Genomic DNA, 16,654 nt, shown 5'->3' on the forward strand with positions numbered 1-16,654 from the left:
GCCTGAACATCAGGTCGGTCTCTGTTCGAGAGTTGACATGAAAATAAAGGAGCAAACAATATGGCGAACTCCACTCATGATACACAAACCGAAATGCAGGACAAGGCGGTACTGGTTAGTCTAATTACGGATGAAGTTAAACGATCTGGCATCAATACGGAATACTCGTTGGATGAGCTGGTGAAACTGGCTGAGACAGCGGGAGTTGAAGTGTTGAGCGTCCTGACACAGAATAAGGAAGCTAAGGATTCAAAATGGTTTATTGGCAAAGGAAAAGTAGAGGAACTGCGCGCAGTTGCTGAAGAATTGGGAGCGAATACAGCTATTTTTGATCAGGAGCTCTCGGGGGCCCAAGTACGCAATCTGGAAGAAAGTCTGGATCTCAAAATTATTGACCGGACACAATTGATTCTGGACATTTTTGCACAACGTGCAAAAACACGGGAAGGTATTATTCAGGTTGAACTGGCGCAGTTGTCATATTTACTCCCACGTTTGTCTGGACATGGAAAAAATCTCTCGCGTCTCGGTGGTGGAATCGGGACACGTGGTCCTGGTGAAAGCAAGCTGGAGACAGACCGCCGTCATATTCGTGATCGAATCAGTGATCTGAAACGCCAACTGGAGGAAGTGACCCGCCACCGGTATTTGCACAGGGAGCGCAGACAAAAGAGCGGCATTGTTCAGATTGCACTTGTTGGCTATACCAATGCGGGCAAATCGACGCTGTTGAAGCAACTGACAGCAGCCGATGTATATATTGAGAATCAACTGTTTGCGACGCTGGATCCTACCTCCAGAACAATGGAGCTACCGAGTGGAAAAGAAGTTATTCTTACGGATACGGTCGGTTTTATTCAAAATCTCCCTCATGATTTGGTCGCTTCCTTCCGTGCTACTTTGGAGGAGGCGAATGAGGCTCATCTCATTTTGCATGTCGTAGACGCGTCTTCGGATATGCGAGACGAACAGATGAAAGTTGTAGAGACGATCTTACAACAGCTAGGGGCTGCGGACAAGCCTCAGATCGTATTATTTAACAAAAAAGATGCCTGTACCCCTGAGCAACTGGAAATGCTTCCTTCTGGGGAGGGCTATTTGAAAATTAGCGCTTTTGATGAAGGCGATTTGCTGCGCATTCGTGAACTGATTCAAGAGCATCTGAGCGGTGATACGCTGAGATTCCGCATTCCTGCGGAACGTGGGGATTTAACCTCGGTGCTTTATCGAATCGGAGATGTACTGCTGACAGAGTATGATGGAAATGATGTCATTTATGAGGTTGAAATTCAAAGAGGCGAGTACGAAAAGTATGGTCATGCACTCAGCGAGTTCACAGAAGGTTAACATGTAATGATGTTTTTGGGTCAATAAAATGATAATGCTCATCGTTAAAACTGAACAATAATATAACATGAATAGCCTAAGGCTGCGTAAGAGAGAGGGTCAAGAAGGTAAATGGTAGTTTTTAGTCCAGAAATTCAGCAAATTCAGGAAACGGCAGAACATAAAATACAAGAACGTATACAGCACATAGATCATATTGTAGATTCAAATCAGTGGAAGGTAATTCAGGCATTCCAGCGGAAGCAAGTGAGTGATTTTCATTTTGCAGGTTCTACGGGATATGCTTACAATGACCGGGGACGTGAGGTGCTGGAAGAAGTCTATGCGGATGTGTTCGGTGCGGAGGCAGCGTTGGTGCGTCCGCATTTTGCCTCGGGTACTCATACAATTGCCACTGCTTTATTTGGTGTGCTGCGTCCAGGGGATGAACTGTTATACATTACCGGGAGGCCTTATGATACCCTGCACAAAGTGATTGGTAAGCCCGGCGACGGGACAGGATCATTGCAAGATTTTGGAGTTACTTATGGAGAAACCGCACTGACAGCGGAAGGTAAAGTGGACTGGGAAGCGGTGGAGGCTGCTATCCATGCCAATACCAAAGTGATCGGTATTCAGCGTTCACGCGGTTATGATTGGAGAGCTTCGTTTAGTGTAGCAGATATTGAAGAAATGACAGCACGTGTGAAGGAAATAAAACCTGACGTCATTGTCTTTGTTGACAATTGCTATGGTGAATTTACCGAGAAGTTGGAACCTACTCAGGTCGGTGTCGATTTGATGGCAGGTTCGTTGATTAAAAATCCCGGTGGTGGCATTGCAGAAACGGGTGGATATATCTGCGGCAAACAAAAGTATGTAGAACTGGCATCCTACCGATTAACTGCACCTGGAATCGGTGGAGAAGTAGGTGCCATGTTAGGTACTACACGAGGCATATTTCAGGGACTATTCCTTGCTCCAACACTGGTTGGGCAAGCGGTTAAAGGGAGTGTATTCGCAGCTGCGGTCTTTGAGGAGATGGGATTTGAGACCAAACCTGCCTGGCATGAAGAGCGTACGGATTTGATTCAGGCTATTTCTTTTAGCGGACCAGAACATCTAATTGCTTTTGTACAGGGTATTCAGCGTGCGGCTGCCGTGGATAGCCATGTGGTGCCGGAGCCGTGGGATATGCCGGGTTATGAGCATCCAGTTATCATGGCAGCAGGTACGTTTATACAAGGGGGAAGTTTGGAACTATCTGCAGATGCTCCGATTCGTGAGCCTTATATTGGTTACATGCAAGGGGGCTTAACCTACTCTCATGTTAAATTTGGAGTGCTTATGGCTCTGCAAACGATGAAAGAACGTAAATTATTGTGAGTTTTTCTAACATGTCATTGACACTTTGCATCAGCTAAATGTACAATAAGGTGAATAATAGATCACTGGAAGGTTGATGACAAATGGGCGACGAAATTCGCAGAAATATGGCCTTATTTCCAATAGGTATTGTCATGAAGCTAACGGACTTGTCAGCACGTCAGATTCGTTATTATGAACAGCATAACTTGATAGTTCCTGCCCGTACATCGGGAAACCAACGTCTTTTTTCTTTTAATGACGTAGAGCGTCTACTTGAAATTAAGGCATTGATCGAGAAGGGTGTTAACATTGCGGGAATTAAACAAGTCATGAATCCGGTTACCAAGGAATCGGAGGAAGCTACGGTTATTACTGCAGATACGGAAGTCAAACGCCGTGAAATGTCCGATACTCAGCTTCACCGCTTACTGAAACAACAACTTGTTGCAGGCAAAAGACCAGGACAGGTATCCCTAATCCAAGGCGAATTATCACGGTTTTTCAATAAGAGATAATGCTTTGACCTACCTCTTGGTACAAGGTCGCCTTACTTTAAAATCAGGTCTCATCATTTAAGTATTTATAGAACAACTGATTCGTATATAGTCGTTGCAGAAAGGGAGAGGTTAGAGTGAGTTATAGCAGAGAAGATATTCTTCGGATTGCGAAAGAAGAAAATGTACGTTTTATTCGTTTGCAATTTACAGATTTGCTGGGCACTATTAAGAACGTTGAAATTCCGGTTAGTCAACTGGAAAAGGCATTGGATAATAAAATGATGTTTGACGGTTCTTCCATAGAAGGTTATGTGCGTATTGAAGAATCTGATATGTATTTATATCCGGATTTGGACACTTGGGTGGTATTCCCTTGGGTAACCTCGGATCGTGTAGCTCGTTTGATCTGCGATATTTACAAGCCGGATGGAGTTCCGTTTGCAGGTGACCCGCGGGGCATCTTGAAACGTGTACTTAAGGAAGCAGAAGAGTTGGGATACACTTCGATGAATGTCGGACCAGAGCCTGAATTCTTCTTGTTCAAAACGGATGAAAAAGGCGAGCCAACTACAGAACTGAATGACCAAGGCGGGTATTTTGACCTGGCTCCGATGGATCTGGGTGAAAACTGCCGTCGTGAAATTGTACTCAAGCTTGAAGAGATGGGCTTCGAAATTGAAGCATCTCATCATGAAGTTGCACCTGGTCAGCATGAAATTGACTTTAAATATGCAGATGCGATTAAAGCTGCCGACCAGATTCAAACGTTCAAGCTCGTTGTTAAGACGATTGCTCGTCAGCATGGTTTGCATGCTACCTTTATGCCAAAACCTTTGTTTGGTGTAAATGGTTCCGGTATGCACTGCAATCAATCGTTGTTTAAGGACAATGAAAACGTATTTTATGATGAAACGGACGAACTCGGATTAAGCCAGACGGCCCGCCATTATATGGCTGGTATTCTTAAACATGCACGTGCAATGGCAGCGATCACGAATCCAACGGTAAATTCCTACAAACGTCTCGTACCAGGTTATGAAGCGCCTTGTTATGTGGCTTGGTCTGCAAGCAATCGCAGTCCAATGATTCGGATTCCTGCGTCCCGTGGTCTGAGCACTCGCGTTGAAGTTCGTAACCCTGACCCGGCAGCGAATCCTTATTTGGCCTTGGCAGTGATGCTGAGAGCAGGTTTGGATGGTATCAAACGTCAGTTGGCTCTGCCAGCTCCGATTGATCGTAACATTTACGTGATGTCTGAGGAAGAGCGGATTGAAGAAGGCATTCCAAGTCTGCCAGCAGACTTGAAAGAAGCTTTGTCTGAGCTTATTCGGAGCGAAGTTATCTCTGACGCACTGGGCGACCATGCTCTGGCCTACTTCTATGAGCTTAAGGAAATTGAATGGGATATGTATCGCACCCAAGTACATCAATGGGAACGCGATCAATATCTGACTCTTTACTAAAATGGGAAATCCCTTGGCGCTCTAAGCGTTGAGGGATTTTTTTATTTGTGGTAGGTAAAAAAAATTATTAAGTTTTTTTATAATTGCCCCCTAATTGCCCCCAAAAATTTTATTATCAGAATAAATTTTCAGTAACAGACTCATAGTTCTCCATGCTATTCATCTCTATTTTTTGGAGATGTGTGCATAAACGTTGGCTGTTATTTGGATGCTACTATGTCCAAGTCTCTCCTGTACATACTTCATTGTAGCCCTAGCTTCAAGTAGCAATAGCGCATGATGCTATATATGCGTTTGCCCGAACAGAAAACATAACGCCAATCGCTTTCAAGGGGAAAATTTTTAAACTAATGTTGAATGCAAAATATGTGTTGGATGTCTTGAAAGTCTTAGAAAACGAAGTAACTACACTCGGGTATACTGGCTCTTCTAAACCATTCACTCTCGAGAGTGACGAGTCGAGTTTCTGCATTGTTCTTCCTTATAGGGTGACTGGTTAGATGAGTAAATACAATGGGAGAAAATGATCTTTACTACTTATTACAACGGCAGGCCGGTCTAAGATTAAGGAAGTTCGATTGCTGGAAGCTATGGATAAGAGACAGATTTCTGTTTTTGAAAATATGCTAAATAATATTTTAGGAGCTTCAGCTAAACAGCAAGTGTCTTTTGGATAAGGGTATTTTGAGGATTGAAAACAGATAGTAGAATTTACAGGAATATAACTAAAAGTCCACATGTTAAAAAGAAGAACCCAAAGAGTATCGAAACAGAGCCTCTAAATTTCATGTCATCAATGTAAGCATCACTCGGTTCAGAGTCACCTTTGATCTTCCAGGCTTCGTTTGCACGCCATCCCCAAGTGGGATTTCGTTTACTTAAAATACCAAGCGAGAAAAAAATAATCGCAATAAAAATAAGCATGAATCCCATTTGATCAGCCCCTTTAAGTAAACTATACCAAAAAAGAACGACAGATGGAAAGTATCGTCTCTCAAGGACAGATAGAAGAAAATAAGAGGGCTTTGCCCTCCATGTGATGGTTCAATTTTAATCTGAGTAGGCAACAGCATTAAAACTTTCTATTCCTATTCGGGTAGCATCTGCTGTGCAAAATAGATATAAGGTATACACCAATTCATTTGAAGGTGGTAGAGGGATATTGTAATCGGAAGCATTTATGGTGACGACCTGTACAGCGTTTGGGTTTGCTTCGGAGACACTTACAGAGTAAAGGGCGTAAGCAACAAGCGAATCGAAATTGCCTCTAACAATGGAAAAAGAAATAACGGAGTCAAATGGTGGAGGGGTAGGAAATGCAAGCTCAGCTATCCCGGATAATTGTACACGCATGTTTTCCCCTGCGCCCGTTACATCTAAGCCAAGCTCAGCAATGGCAACGGGTGTATTGGCTGGCAAGGGAATAGAGATTGTATTACCGTAACTTGCGTTTTGTGATGTTTGAGCATCTAACAATCTAGTCATTATCTCATCTCCCTTTTTGGGTAAAGGATTTGCAAGCTGGAAATATAAAAATACAGACAGTGTAGGATTTGGACCGGTTGATTGAACTAGATATTAAGCTTCAGAAGAATGAGCTGTAATAATGCTAACACGATAGGGTCAGACCTATGCCTATTTTCCCGAAATGAAGTCAACAGCCCAATCTTTTTGGTTAATTGCACAATATGCTACTTTGACTAGACTTTGGAGGTGACCATTAATTATGTTTCGACATTATTGTTGGCAGAAGAATATGCATCGGAGAAAATTTAGAAGATGTGTAGTTAAAAAAGTCAAAGTGTTACCGAAAGTTATTGTTAAAGGGATCCGAGGACCTCAAGGACCTCAAGGACCTCAGGGACCGCAGGGACTGCCGGGTCCACAGGGAGTTCCAGGCGCTCAAGGCCAGCAAGGGCTACAAGGTTTTCAAGGTTTTCAAGGAATTCTCGGACCAACAGGACCAGCAGGAGCAGTAGGACCAGCAGGAGCAGTAGGACCAGCAGGAGCAGTAGGGCCAGCAGGACCAGTGGGGCCGGCAGGAGCGGTAGGCCCAGCAGGTCCAGCGGGGGCGGTAGGACCAGCAGGAGCAACGGGGGCAGCAGGGCCTGCAGGCGCCGGGATAACAGACTTCTTAAGTGTTTTCCGAGCAGATCCTGGCACGGGAACTGACACAGTTCCGGGTAACTCACCAATTACCTTTACAGGAGTTTTAGCTAATGTTGGTGGTGCATTTACTTTCACTCCTCCATCTACAACGATAACAATCAACGAAACGGGGAGCTATCTAATAGATTTTACAATTCATAACCAAGGTAATGCTGACTTTAACCTTACCGTAAATGGAATCCCTGTTACCCCTGTTCCCTTCACGGGTAACGGTGGCGGACCAATTTCGGCAGAAGTCATTATTACTGTAGGGGTCGTTCCTACAACTATTCAATTGGTAAATGCAAATGCAACCCCGGCCCAACTTCATAACTTTACCAATACCACTCTTACTATATTAAAGTTGACTGTTTAAGCCATTCTTAATGATATATAGAACATTATATGTAGCCGCCTTAGAAAAGACTGTACGATTTCCATCGTCAGTTTGTCTAATTACACTCATAGTAAGCAGACGCATTTATGAGGGGATTGTGTAGCATGGCAAGAGAACGTAGTGGCAGTAATAAGATCCATTAAACACTACCACTACTCCAAAGCCTATCTTCAAAAATGAAATGGATAACTTTGTAAAAAGATGATATTATTCAGACATAGAAATATGAATGCTAAGAAGGTCGGGAAACTTCTCCCACCTTCTTTTTGTTGTGACAAATCGGAACTATTGCTTTGATCCGTCAGGTACGACAACTCATGAGCGGCAATCAATATAAATTTTCTTTTTTGATTAGTCGCGAAAAATGGAAGCTACAGAAGAACGGGCCGAGGTCGTTTGGCCTAAAGTTGAGCATTGCATAAGGAAGCCTTTAACCTTGTGTTGGTAGAAGGACTGACGGAGGAAGAATACAAGAATGTAGACGAAGAGGGCATTTAGGAGTTGGATGGCCTCACATGAAGTGACCCCTGCAAAGTAAACAGCTATCAAAAAGCAATAATTAAGTAGCCTGAGAAGGAGTCAGGTTGTTTAGTTTCTCTTGAAAGCGTTCATGGTTGTAGAAATGGATATACTTTTGAACGGCATGCTCCCCTGACCCATCGGCGAACCAGCGAGGGGTCAATCTCCATTTCTCGTGCCACGGTTTTATATCCGATTCCCTTTTTGAGGTACAGATCTACTGTCTTATTCTTGAAGCTCACATCGTAAGTTTTTCTTATTTCTCCCATAGAAAAATCCCCTCCATAATAGACAGATTAGATGGCTTGCTCTTTTCTGTCTACTATGAGGGGAACTTATCACACTTGATAGAGTCTTTTGTATGAATTGTATAAGTACTTGTTTTTATGATGGAAAGAGAGTTTCGGAATCTGGTTCTCCGCCGGCACCAAGCCAACGGTCAGGGCCTGCAAATGAGAAAGTCTTTCCGTTCCCGGTTACTTTGATATTAGCGAGTCTCCAACCTGATTTATTTCCAGATCCATCAGTCCTAATGGTAACTTTTCTGATGTCACCAAGGTTGCTGGTACTGATTCTTGTAGTATCAGAATCTCCTTTTTCAAAGCTGCCAGTGAGTGCGGCGGTAACATAGTCGCCATTAGAACCATACAGAGTTATAGAAATATTTGAGTCTGTACCTGAATCCGCAATACTGCCTGTGTTTACGGTAACAACATATTCAACATTAGCAAAAGGTGTAACAGACTCTATGCTTCTATTAGAGTCTTGTAATGAGCTATAAGTGTCGCTTGTGACCTGATCCGCGAAAGAAGGTGCTGCGAAAGCTACAGATGATATGAGCATTGCTGATGCTAATAAAGATACTTTTTTCATTAATTAGTTACCACCTTTCTAGTATTTGTATTTAATGTTATACATGTGTAATATGTTTGTACATAGTTCTTTGGTTGTGAAGAAAACTTTTTTCCTTGTCTTTGTTTGTTGTATTTCATATTTATGTGTCGAATATTCTTATTTTTAATGAATCACGGAATGGTATGAATATTTATTTATAGAAGGTTTTTTTGTGATTTAGCCAGAATAGCTTAATTCGAGGCGATCAGCATGAACCACGCTAATCAAATGTGTATTTTTCATGTCAGACAAAGCTCCCCTTACTTTGACAGTCATTAAGCTGTATGTTTATTGACGAAGATTAAAAGAAGGAGAGGAGTTATTGCTCCGTTGTCAGCTTCTGCAGATGCAGCAACTGTAACGCTTGACACTTACAAAAATTTTTCAAATCAAGAAATAGTTTTATCACAATCAGTAATATTTAAAGATGACACGGCATATACAGATGTATCTGATACAGTGAAAAGAGTGAAATTTTCAATTAATGGTTTGGAAAATCTTTTTAATGCTAATTATTATAATCGGTTGGTCTGGACAAGTGATGAAAATACACCGAGTATAGAAAATACGTTATCAGTAAAAATTGCTCCAAAAATAGGGAGTCTTTACGGTTCCAGTAGTTATGAGAACCTTTCTCTGATAAAACAAAAGATCAACTCCGATTCAAAAGTATATGGATGGATTCAATTAGAATCAAAAGAGTGGACTAAAGCAGGATCAGCTAAAAGCTCTACTAACCTTAATTGGTCGGCAGAGCTTTTAACTGTTCACGGCTTTTAGAATATATCCAGGTATTCTTTCTGGAATTTGATGAAATCTTGCACACTGTCGTGATAGGTAAATCTACCGCCATTTTTATCAATAATCCAGTTGATCTTCTCGTCATTTAACAAGATTCCATACATACAGTGATGAAGCAGCTCAATTTGCTTTTCATCTCTAATTCGGATCAAATGTTTTTCTTCTTCGACAATGAGGTACCATTTCGTTTCTGTTTCATCTACATCTACGTCTACATCAGCATCTACATACAGTATTGATACCGACAAGGGGAATGGCCAGTCAAACCAATGTCCTCGTTTGTCTTCTCTATAACCTTCAAATGACATGGTTATTTCCCCCTACTTGGATAATTTCCTGATTAGTTTAAATGTATCTAACATGCTGCGATTGTACGCTTAATTGGAAACTGTTTTACGGAAGTGGCAGCTATCCTCAGCCTTTGGCATCTTGGCACCAATCTGGTGAATGACCTGCTGTTTGAGGCTGGTACTAGCTGGGATACGTCTGTTTAGGCTGGGCTAACGGAGTGTGAACTCCGGATTTTATTGTAAATTTCTCATTTGCTCAAGTTTTTAAAGACAATGCTGGTTCAAGGAAACATTTGCGGCAGCCCTTTTTGACATTGGACGACACAGGCTTTTAGGAATACACACATTAAGTTTACTGCTAGTTCTTGTCTTATCCTACTGGCTCAGGAATATCGCCCCCATATTCTTTCCATGGCTTCACGTACACCATCGTAAGCTTCTGAAAAAGTTCAGTATCACTTGGGCAACCGTCTAATCCGCTATTGTTGCGCAATAGCTGTATCCTCTTTTATCGTTCCTTGTTCTGATCTGTATAGTATACGGAAAACGACAGGTAACAAAGAAGTTGAGCGCTTTGTTACCCGATATCAAAACGCTACTACCAATACTCTACAGTTATTCTACTGAGCAATGACGTGGGCCCAACATGAAGGAACTGGAGTTGAAAACAGGTAGCAGTGTAGTGGACATAAAGGCGCGTCTGCTGGCTTTGGAAGAGGGGGACAACAAGAGCGATATACGCTCTATATTGTAATCATAGAGGGCTGGAATGGTGACCCAAAGATCATTACATTTTCTCGTATGGAAATACGCGCTGTATTAAACCTCCAATGATATGGAGCTTATTTTTTGTACTCGGAATATAATTTGCTTATAACACATCAGGGGGCTGCACTCATGTCTTGAATGTATTTTATTTCTGGAGTGGTTTGTTTCTTATATTTAAAATAAATGGATGGAAAAGATCGGATGTATATTGCTACATCGTTACTTACTTCATTAACTTTAAAGGGGATCTGAAAAAAGTTTAAAATTGTAATTCATGGATTGTTGCATTTGTATATATAATTACATCTTTTCCCATTCTAGATAAGGTGGTAGAATGAAAAAAATAGGTATGGAAGGCGTTTTATTTGAAGTGTGATAAATATAATTGGGGGCAATTTAAAGAGGGAGCGTATCATTGGCCCTATAAACTACGTTAACCCTCATTTCTGGAGGGTCAAAATTGAAAACCCCTTATTCACAGTCTGTTTTACACCATAACCAAATTTTAATGTGGCTTTGTGTTCTTTCGTTTTTTAGTGTGTTAAATGAAATGGTTCTTAATATCTCTTTACCTGATATTGCTGATGAATTCAATAAAACACCAGCCGTTACAAATTGGGTAAATACTGCCTTTATGCTAAGTTTTTCTATAGGAACCGCTGTATACGGAAAGCTATCTGATCAGTTAGGTATTAAAAGGTTGCTCCTGTTTGGAATCATAGTGAATTGCATAGGATCATTAATTGGATTTATGGGACATACTTTTTTTCCAACACTTATCTTGGGGCGATTTATACAAGGGATTGGTGCAGCTGCATTTCCTTCACTTGTGATGGTCGTAGTTGCTCGCTATATCCCAAAAGAAAACAGGGGCAAGGCATATGGCCTCATCGGGTCTATCGTAGCAATCGGTGAAGGGATAGGACCGGCTATTGGTGGGATGATTGCTCATTATATTCATTGGTCTCATTTACTGCTTCTTCCTGTTCTAACGTTTGTCACTGTTCCCTTTCTGATAAAATTATTGAAAAAGGAAGTCATATCAAACGGTTCACTTGACATTGCAGGAATCGTGCTTATATCTCTAGTCATTGTAATGTTTATGTTGTATACAACGTCTTACAGAATTTCTTTTCTGGTGATAAGTATTCTTTTTTTCTTGATCTTTTTAAAACATATCAGACAAGTAACCAATCCTTTTGTTGATCCTTCATTGGGGAAAAATACTGCATTTATGATAGGAATCTTTTGTGGCGGACTTATGTTTGGTACCGTAGCTGGATTTGTTTCTATGGTCCCTTATATGATGAAAGACGTTCATCACTTAAGTACCGCAATGATTGGCAGTGGAATTATTTTTCCTGGAACGATGAGTGTTATTTTCTTTGGTTTCCTTGGAGGAGCACTTGTTGATAAGAAAGGTTCCTTACATGTGCTAGCAGTCGGCGTTGCATTTCTTGCCGTCAGCTTTTTGATAGCTGCTTTCTTTATTGAAATGACACCTTGGCTGATGTCTATTATTCTAGTCTTTGTTTTCGGTGGTCTTTCTTTTATTAAAACAGTAATATCCACTATTGTTTCAAGTAGTTTAAGACAAGAAGAAGCTGGCGCAGGAATGAGCTTGCTTAATTTTATAAGCTTTTTATCAGAAGGAACAGGGATTTCAGTTGTAGGAGGCTTATTATCAATACGTTTTATTCATCAAAAATTTATACCAATCATTAATTTTCCATCTGCTTATTTATATAGCAATATGTTATTGATTTTTACAGTGGTCATTATAATTAGCGGGATTTTAACTGTTATTGTATATAGACGTTCAGTTTCAGATTCCTGATAAGAGCAGAAAAGGTTTACATGCTGAAAATGATCGCATCCTCACGTTTGAAGTAAGTGGATACTCTAAATAATTCAAAAGCTCTGCTAACCTTAATTGGTTGGCAGAGCTTTGTTTGCTGATCAGTTTGATTTTAGGCTAATTTGAATGCTTAAACTTATAATACCAAAAAATTGCTTTTTCATGGGCTGTGGAAAAGTTAGAATATAGCATAGTATCAACTCCGCCGATTACAAAGTTATTTTTAGCATAGAATCGACAAGCTAAAACATTCACATCCTGTGTTTCAAGCATAAGACCAACAAGGTTATTCTGCTTAGCCCACTCGGTTGCTTTACTCAATAAGGCTGCTCCGATTCCCTTGTGTCTCCAGTCTTTAGCGACGGCAATATCCTCAATTAGAGCATAGCCATTCCAATTAGTACAAAGTTTAATTTGCCCAACACAGTCGTTCTCATCATAATATAAAAAAATAGATTTTCCTTGTTCATCAATATAACTGATGTCAACGTCATCATCCTCATACTGTTTAAAATATGGTTCGGGGAAACTTTCTTCTATATATGTCCAATTATCGTTCTCGTATTTAGGTATAATCCTTCCTGACACAATAAAGCCGTTATTCTCATTTGACTTCTTAAAATCTCCCATATTCGAAAGTGACATTTTAATTATCATGGCTTGTCTCCTCCTGGTTTAATTTCTCTACGTACACTATTCTAAAAGAGAGCCACCATTTCCTGTCTGTTAGATTTATAATAAGAGCAAAATTGTAGCGACTGTTCAACTATGTCTGATATTCTACGATCTCGTCCGCTTGCTTCAACGATTCATAGCAGTAGTTAGGTGTACCGTTTAACACAAAAAAAGCAGGAAGAATCCTTCCTGCTTTTGCTTGAAAACGATTATTAACGTCTGCGTTGTCTATCATTCACGCTAAACAGATTAACAGCCAGTGCGTTACCTCTTGCACGCGCAACGGCTCTTTGATTCGAACGGATGTTTGATCTTCTTCTTCTCAAATCACGTCTGCAATGTCTTCTGCTCATATGATCACCTCCCTTCAAGGAAATGAAGGTACGGATGAATCTTAGTGGTGTTTATGCTTACGCTTGGAAATTTTGATATTCAAGGCATTGGTTGCTAGTGCATTTCCGCTTCCTGTTTTAGCAGCTGCGGCTTGAAAGACTTTAACGACCAGATATCTGTTTTTCCCGATGCGATGCTTATACGTTTTAACTCTATTTCTGATCATCTGCATATCTCCTTTGCTTAGGTCTGCTATATACTATGTCAATTGTGATAGTAATGTATCAGCATAAATCTATTAAAAGCAAAAAGAAGCTGGTACCTATATTCCTAATGGTTAACAAAAAAACTCATGCGAACCTGTCTTCGCCATTTCAACTTTACGTTGCAGGAGAATGTTACAGGCAGGTCGGCATGAGTCTAATAGTGTAGATAAAGATAATAAGGAGTTAGTATGAAAATTATTTACTATTAAGAGTGTTAAGTTTTTTCTCGTAGTACGCCTCTTGAGCAAGAATATGATTCAGTTGTTCAGAGAGCAGTTTATATTCTTGGCTGTCTTCTGGGTAATTGTTTCTTTCGGAAATTACAGCTTCGAGTTGCTTTTCTAAATACCTGAAATGGATAAGTATTTGTATGTACTGAATACGATCGTAGGTTGTTATGTGTGATTTCCCTTTTGCATATAAATGATCCATTGTTGGTATTACACAGCTTATGGCGATAAATATCACAACAAACGCTGAAATTATAATTTTTTTCATTTAATTCCTCCTACAGAGCTATGAGTAATTAATATACCATATTTATCTAAAACAAAGAAAGATCTATTAGTTTTGCCCATAACAGTATAGCTGCTCAAGATCAGTGGGTGATTATTTGAGATGAGGAGGCTGATTTTATAGTAGAAACAATAGGAATAGGTTGCTGAAATGAAAAAATAGTTGTGAGATACATAATAACAATACAAAACCGGCTTGCCCTAGGCAGCCGGTTTTGTATTAGTGGTTAGAATAACGGGGAAGAAAGAACGAGAAATCAGTGGAAGTCCCGGAAGAGTCCTACAACCTTGCCCAAAATGCTGACGTGTGTCAGGCGAAGCGGTTCAAAGGCTGGGTTTTCAGGTTGAAGCCGGATATGATCTTTTTCTTTGTAGAAGGTTTTAACTGTAGCTTCGTCTTCATCTGTCATAGCTACAACAATATCGCCATTATCAGCGGTCTGCTGCTGACGTACGATTACATAGTCTCCGTTAGCAATCCCAGCCTCAATCATGCTTTCGCCTACAACAGATAACATGAATATTTTATCCTCACCAACAAAGTGTTGGGGAAGAGGAAAGTAATCTTCAATATTTTCTGTCGCCGTAATAGGAAGACCAGCGGTTACTTTGCCGACGACGGGAACACGACTAATGGAGTAATTAATCAAGTTGCTGTTATCCGATTCGTCTTGACCGAGTAACTCAATAGCCCGTGGTTTTGTAGGATCGCGTCGAATGAGTCCTTTTTTCTCTAAACGATCCAAATGACCGTGAACCGTAGAACTGGAGGCTAATCCGACAGCCTCGCCTATTTCGCGTACAGAAGGGGGGTATCCCTTTAGACGCACTTCATTGCGGATAAATTCAAGAATGGCCTGCTGGCGGCTCGAAATCTTAGACATACCGTATCAACCCCATTTAGTAACGTTTGGGAAAATTATAACATAGAACCCCCGTTCGTACAAACATAAGTTCTAAATAATCCCTAAAAATAATCACGAACTTTTGTTCTCTTTTCTATTGAACAAAACAAATGTTCGTGTTATATTGTGAAAACATAAGAACAAACGTTTGGAGGTCGCAGCCAATGATGAAATATAGCACTTATCAAAGTATTTTTCCGATGAATTCAGAAAATTTGCAGGAGACCCGAAAAGAGGGTAGAGCGCGTTTTATGCAAATTATTACTAATACTCTTTTACCTAAGCTTCTTATTTTAGTGATTATTGCTTGGATTGCAGGGGCAGGTGTACTTACGGTTTTCGCGGCACCTTCAGCTTCCAAGGAAGAAGTGACTAAACTGACCGTACAACCTGGAGATACGTTGTGGGAGATTGCCGCAAATCATAAACCGGAACGAATGGATACACGGGTATATATAGAAGGAATTGTGCGGATTAACGGTTTGGAGGATCGGGGAGTGCAGGCAGGTCAGGTACTCAAGCTTCCTAACTTCTGATCTATAGACTATTAGAGCTTGTCAGGGAGCGTAATGCGGGAGCCTTGACAAGCTCTTTTCTACATGTCAAAGTGTATTATATCTTTGCTTTTATGGAGGGGACACAATTTGGATATAGACAGCTTGGTACAGCGCATCAATGAATTAGCGCGCAAAGCAAAATCCGAGGGATTGACGGAAGAGGAAGCCACAGAGCGCGCCAATCTTCGGGAAATTTATTTAGGTAACATTCGTCGTAATTTTCGGCAGCAGCTTGAAACGATTGAATTTGTGGACGATGATACATCGAAGGGAAATGATGGGCTGAAGCATTAAAGTTGTTAAAGCGCCCAAGCCTGCAATTTGCCTTTTGTTTTAGGTACCGTTTTCGGTATCTATATAGATCAGCTTTGAGGCAATTGTTTTATTGTAATATATCTGGGAAGGAATTGAGAGATGGCCAGATCATTTGAAAGAAAAGTACGCAAAAACACAGCGCATTTAAATAAATCGCGCAAAAAGCAAGGCATTCAAACCATTAACGGCGCAGGTTCTGCAATGGATATTTTCCGTGGCCGTAACATTACTGTGCCAATTATGCTGGCTGGTCTTTCTGTATTGTACATGCTTATGAGTTACTTTTTGACTAAGACTGGCATGCGAGGAATGGATTGGCTTGTATTCGGCCTGTACTTGATGCTGGCTGTTATCTTTTTCATCCGTCGTCCTTATCTGAAAGTGGGAAAGGATACTCTCTATATGCTGAAAGGTGGTAGAGAACGTCCAATGACGGCAGGGGATATGAAAGCCATCAAGATTGAAAAGGGTTACGTAACCGTTGAAAGAAAAGGTAAGGGTGGTAATTTCATTTTCACAAAATCATTAGGTCGCTATGACACGGATGCCATTGCAGAGCGACTTGAGAAGTTTGCGCTATCCAATCAGATACAGGTGGACAAGAAATAACTGATTTAACCTGTAGCTCTGTAACAAAGGCCGTATGATGTTATTTCATATAACATGCTGCGGCCGCTTGCTTAATATGGGCACACATAACGATTCAAATACTTAACCAAGCAAATAGGTGTACATATACTGTGGAAAGAGAGTGGATAA

22 protein-coding genes and 1 pseudogene are annotated in these 16,654 nt (G+C 40.8%); 11 read left to right on the top strand and 12 right to left on the bottom strand.

Features of this window, described 5'->3' with window-relative positions; genetic code table 11:
• Positions 1-60: 60 nt before the first annotated feature.
• The 4 genes from hflX to glnA all read left to right on the top strand — a co-directional run bounded on the left by hflX (position 61) and on the right by glnA (position 4,654).
• Positions 61-1,347 carry a GTPase HflX gene (gene hflX, locus NLX74_RS08850; protein WP_254328471.1) on the top strand — a complete coding sequence of 429 codons (1,287 nt, stop codon included), beginning with the start codon at positions 61-63 and terminating at the stop codon, positions 1,345-1,347.
• 111 nt (positions 1,348-1,458) lie between these two features.
• On the top strand, positions 1,459-2,712 hold the full coding sequence (locus tag NLX74_RS08855; RefSeq protein WP_013310576.1) for a methionine gamma-lyase family protein: 1,254 nt from the start codon (positions 1,459-1,461) through the stop codon (positions 2,710-2,712).
• 83 nt (positions 2,713-2,795) lie between these two features.
• Complete coding sequence (locus NLX74_RS08860) at positions 2,796-3,209, top strand: MerR family transcriptional regulator (protein ID WP_007430683.1); 414 nt, start codon at positions 2,796-2,798, stop codon at positions 3,207-3,209.
• Between the two features lie 116 nt (positions 3,210-3,325).
• On the top strand, positions 3,326-4,654 hold the full coding sequence (gene glnA, locus NLX74_RS08865; RefSeq protein ID WP_013310575.1) for a type I glutamate--ammonia ligase: 1,329 nt from the start codon (positions 3,326-3,328) through the stop codon (positions 4,652-4,654).
• A gap of 115 nt (positions 4,655-4,769) precedes the next feature.
• Here the strand turns inward: glnA and NLX74_RS25620 are convergent.
• Positions 4,770-4,933: pseudogene (locus tag NLX74_RS25620) on the bottom strand (site-specific integrase); the annotation flags it as partial.
• 32 nt (positions 4,934-4,965) lie between these two features.
• On the opposite strand from NLX74_RS25620, the gene NLX74_RS08870 reads away from it, so the two are divergent.
• Positions 4,966-5,154, top strand: a complete 189-nt coding sequence (locus NLX74_RS08870) for a hypothetical protein (RefSeq protein ID WP_322160099.1) — start codon at positions 4,966-4,968, stop codon at positions 5,152-5,154.
• A gap of 211 nt (positions 5,155-5,365) precedes the next feature.
• Here NLX74_RS08870 and NLX74_RS08875 read toward each other — a convergent pair whose 3' ends face one another.
• Both NLX74_RS08875 and NLX74_RS08880 read right to left on the bottom strand, forming a co-directional pair.
• Positions 5,366-5,587, bottom strand: coding sequence for a DUF6199 family natural product biosynthesis protein (locus NLX74_RS08875; protein WP_043882525.1), 222 nt, complete (start codon positions 5,585-5,587; stop codon positions 5,366-5,368).
• A gap of 117 nt (positions 5,588-5,704) precedes the next feature.
• Positions 5,705-6,139 (bottom strand): hypothetical protein, encoded by a 435-nt coding sequence (locus tag NLX74_RS08880; protein ID WP_254328473.1) that lies wholly within the window; start codon positions 6,137-6,139, stop codon positions 5,705-5,707.
• A gap of 241 nt (positions 6,140-6,380) precedes the next feature.
• On the opposite strand from NLX74_RS08880, the gene NLX74_RS08885 reads away from it, so the two are divergent.
• Entirely contained in the window at positions 6,381-7,178 is a 798-nt protein-coding gene (locus NLX74_RS08885; RefSeq protein ID WP_254328474.1) for a BclA C-terminal domain-containing protein, read from the top strand.
• Between the two features lie 629 nt (positions 7,179-7,807).
• On the opposite strand, the gene NLX74_RS08890 is transcribed toward NLX74_RS08885, so the two are convergent.
• Both NLX74_RS08890 and NLX74_RS08895 read right to left on the bottom strand, forming a co-directional pair.
• A complete protein-coding gene (locus NLX74_RS08890) occupies positions 7,808-7,987 on the bottom strand; it encodes a transposase (protein WP_235309657.1) in 180 nt (59 codons plus the stop codon).
• A 115-nt stretch (positions 7,988-8,102) separates the two neighbouring features.
• Positions 8,103-8,591: a PLAT/LH2 domain-containing protein gene (locus NLX74_RS08895; protein WP_235309658.1), complete on the bottom strand. Its 489-nt coding sequence runs from the start codon at positions 8,589-8,591 to the stop codon at positions 8,103-8,105.
• Positions 8,592-8,942: 351 nt separating this feature from the next.
• On the opposite strand from NLX74_RS08895, the gene NLX74_RS08900 reads away from it, so the two are divergent.
• On the top strand, positions 8,943-9,392 hold the full coding sequence (locus tag NLX74_RS08900) for a hypothetical protein (protein WP_254328475.1): 450 nt from the start codon (positions 8,943-8,945) through the stop codon (positions 9,390-9,392).
• Here NLX74_RS08900 and NLX74_RS08905 read toward each other — a convergent pair.
• Together NLX74_RS08905 and NLX74_RS25625 are read right to left on the bottom strand one after the other, a co-directional pair.
• Positions 9,389-9,721 (bottom strand): hypothetical protein, encoded by a 333-nt coding sequence (locus NLX74_RS08905; protein ID WP_254328476.1) that lies wholly within the window; start codon positions 9,719-9,721, stop codon positions 9,389-9,391. The two genes, NLX74_RS08900 and NLX74_RS08905, sit on opposite strands and share 4 nt — an antisense overlap.
• Positions 9,722-10,073: 352 nt before the next feature.
• Positions 10,074-10,196: a hypothetical protein gene (locus NLX74_RS25625; protein WP_268820031.1), complete on the bottom strand. Its 123-nt coding sequence runs from the start codon at positions 10,194-10,196 to the stop codon at positions 10,074-10,076.
• A 735-nt stretch (positions 10,197-10,931) separates the two neighbouring features.
• Here NLX74_RS25625 and tet point away from each other — a divergent pair.
• Positions 10,932-12,308, top strand: coding sequence for a Tet(L)/Tet(K)/Tet(45) family tetracycline efflux MFS transporter (gene tet, locus NLX74_RS08910; protein ID WP_254328477.1), 1,377 nt, complete (start codon positions 10,932-10,934; stop codon positions 12,306-12,308).
• 138 nt (positions 12,309-12,446) lie between these two features.
• Here tet and NLX74_RS08915 read toward each other — a convergent pair whose 3' ends face one another.
• From NLX74_RS08915 to lexA, 5 genes are all read right to left on the bottom strand, one after another.
• Complete coding sequence (locus NLX74_RS08915) at positions 12,447-12,986, bottom strand: GNAT family N-acetyltransferase (RefSeq protein WP_069289681.1); 540 nt, start codon at positions 12,984-12,986, stop codon at positions 12,447-12,449.
• A gap of 230 nt (positions 12,987-13,216) precedes the next feature.
• Positions 13,217-13,357: a hypothetical protein gene (locus NLX74_RS08920; protein WP_165177052.1), complete on the bottom strand. Its 141-nt coding sequence runs from the start codon at positions 13,355-13,357 to the stop codon at positions 13,217-13,219.
• A 41-nt stretch (positions 13,358-13,398) separates the two neighbouring features.
• Entirely contained in the window at positions 13,399-13,563 is a 165-nt protein-coding gene (locus NLX74_RS08925) for a hypothetical protein (protein WP_016821950.1), read from the bottom strand.
• Between the two features lie 235 nt (positions 13,564-13,798).
• On the bottom strand, positions 13,799-14,101 hold the full coding sequence (locus tag NLX74_RS08930) for a hypothetical protein (protein WP_235309663.1): 303 nt from the start codon (positions 14,099-14,101) through the stop codon (positions 13,799-13,801).
• Positions 14,102-14,375: 274 nt separating this feature from the next.
• The gene (lexA, locus tag NLX74_RS08935) at positions 14,376-15,002 is read right to left on the bottom strand and encodes a transcriptional repressor LexA (protein ID WP_013310545.1); all 627 of its coding nucleotides are present in this window, start codon (positions 15,000-15,002) and stop codon (positions 14,376-14,378) included.
• A 188-nt stretch (positions 15,003-15,190) separates the two neighbouring features.
• Between lexA and NLX74_RS08940 the strand changes: the two genes are divergently transcribed.
• From NLX74_RS08940 to NLX74_RS08950, 3 genes are all read left to right on the top strand, one after another.
• On the top strand, positions 15,191-15,559 hold the full coding sequence (locus NLX74_RS08940; RefSeq protein ID WP_134904495.1) for a LysM peptidoglycan-binding domain-containing protein: 369 nt from the start codon (positions 15,191-15,193) through the stop codon (positions 15,557-15,559).
• Positions 15,560-15,667: 108 nt separating this feature from the next.
• Positions 15,668-15,874 carry a DUF896 domain-containing protein gene (locus tag NLX74_RS08945; RefSeq protein ID WP_013310543.1) on the top strand — a complete coding sequence of 69 codons (207 nt, stop codon included), beginning with the start codon at positions 15,668-15,670 and terminating at the stop codon, positions 15,872-15,874.
• Positions 15,875-15,994: 120 nt separating this feature from the next.
• Positions 15,995-16,504: a hypothetical protein gene (locus NLX74_RS08950; protein WP_061831521.1), complete on the top strand. Its 510-nt coding sequence runs from the start codon at positions 15,995-15,997 to the stop codon at positions 16,502-16,504.
• The last annotated feature ends 150 nt before the right edge of the window (positions 16,505-16,654 follow it).

Origin of the sequence: Paenibacillus sp. MZ03-122A (assembly GCF_024213325.1) — a bacterium.
In the GTDB taxonomy this organism is placed as follows: domain Bacteria; phylum Bacillota; class Bacilli; order Paenibacillales; family Paenibacillaceae; genus Paenibacillus; species Paenibacillus polymyxa_B.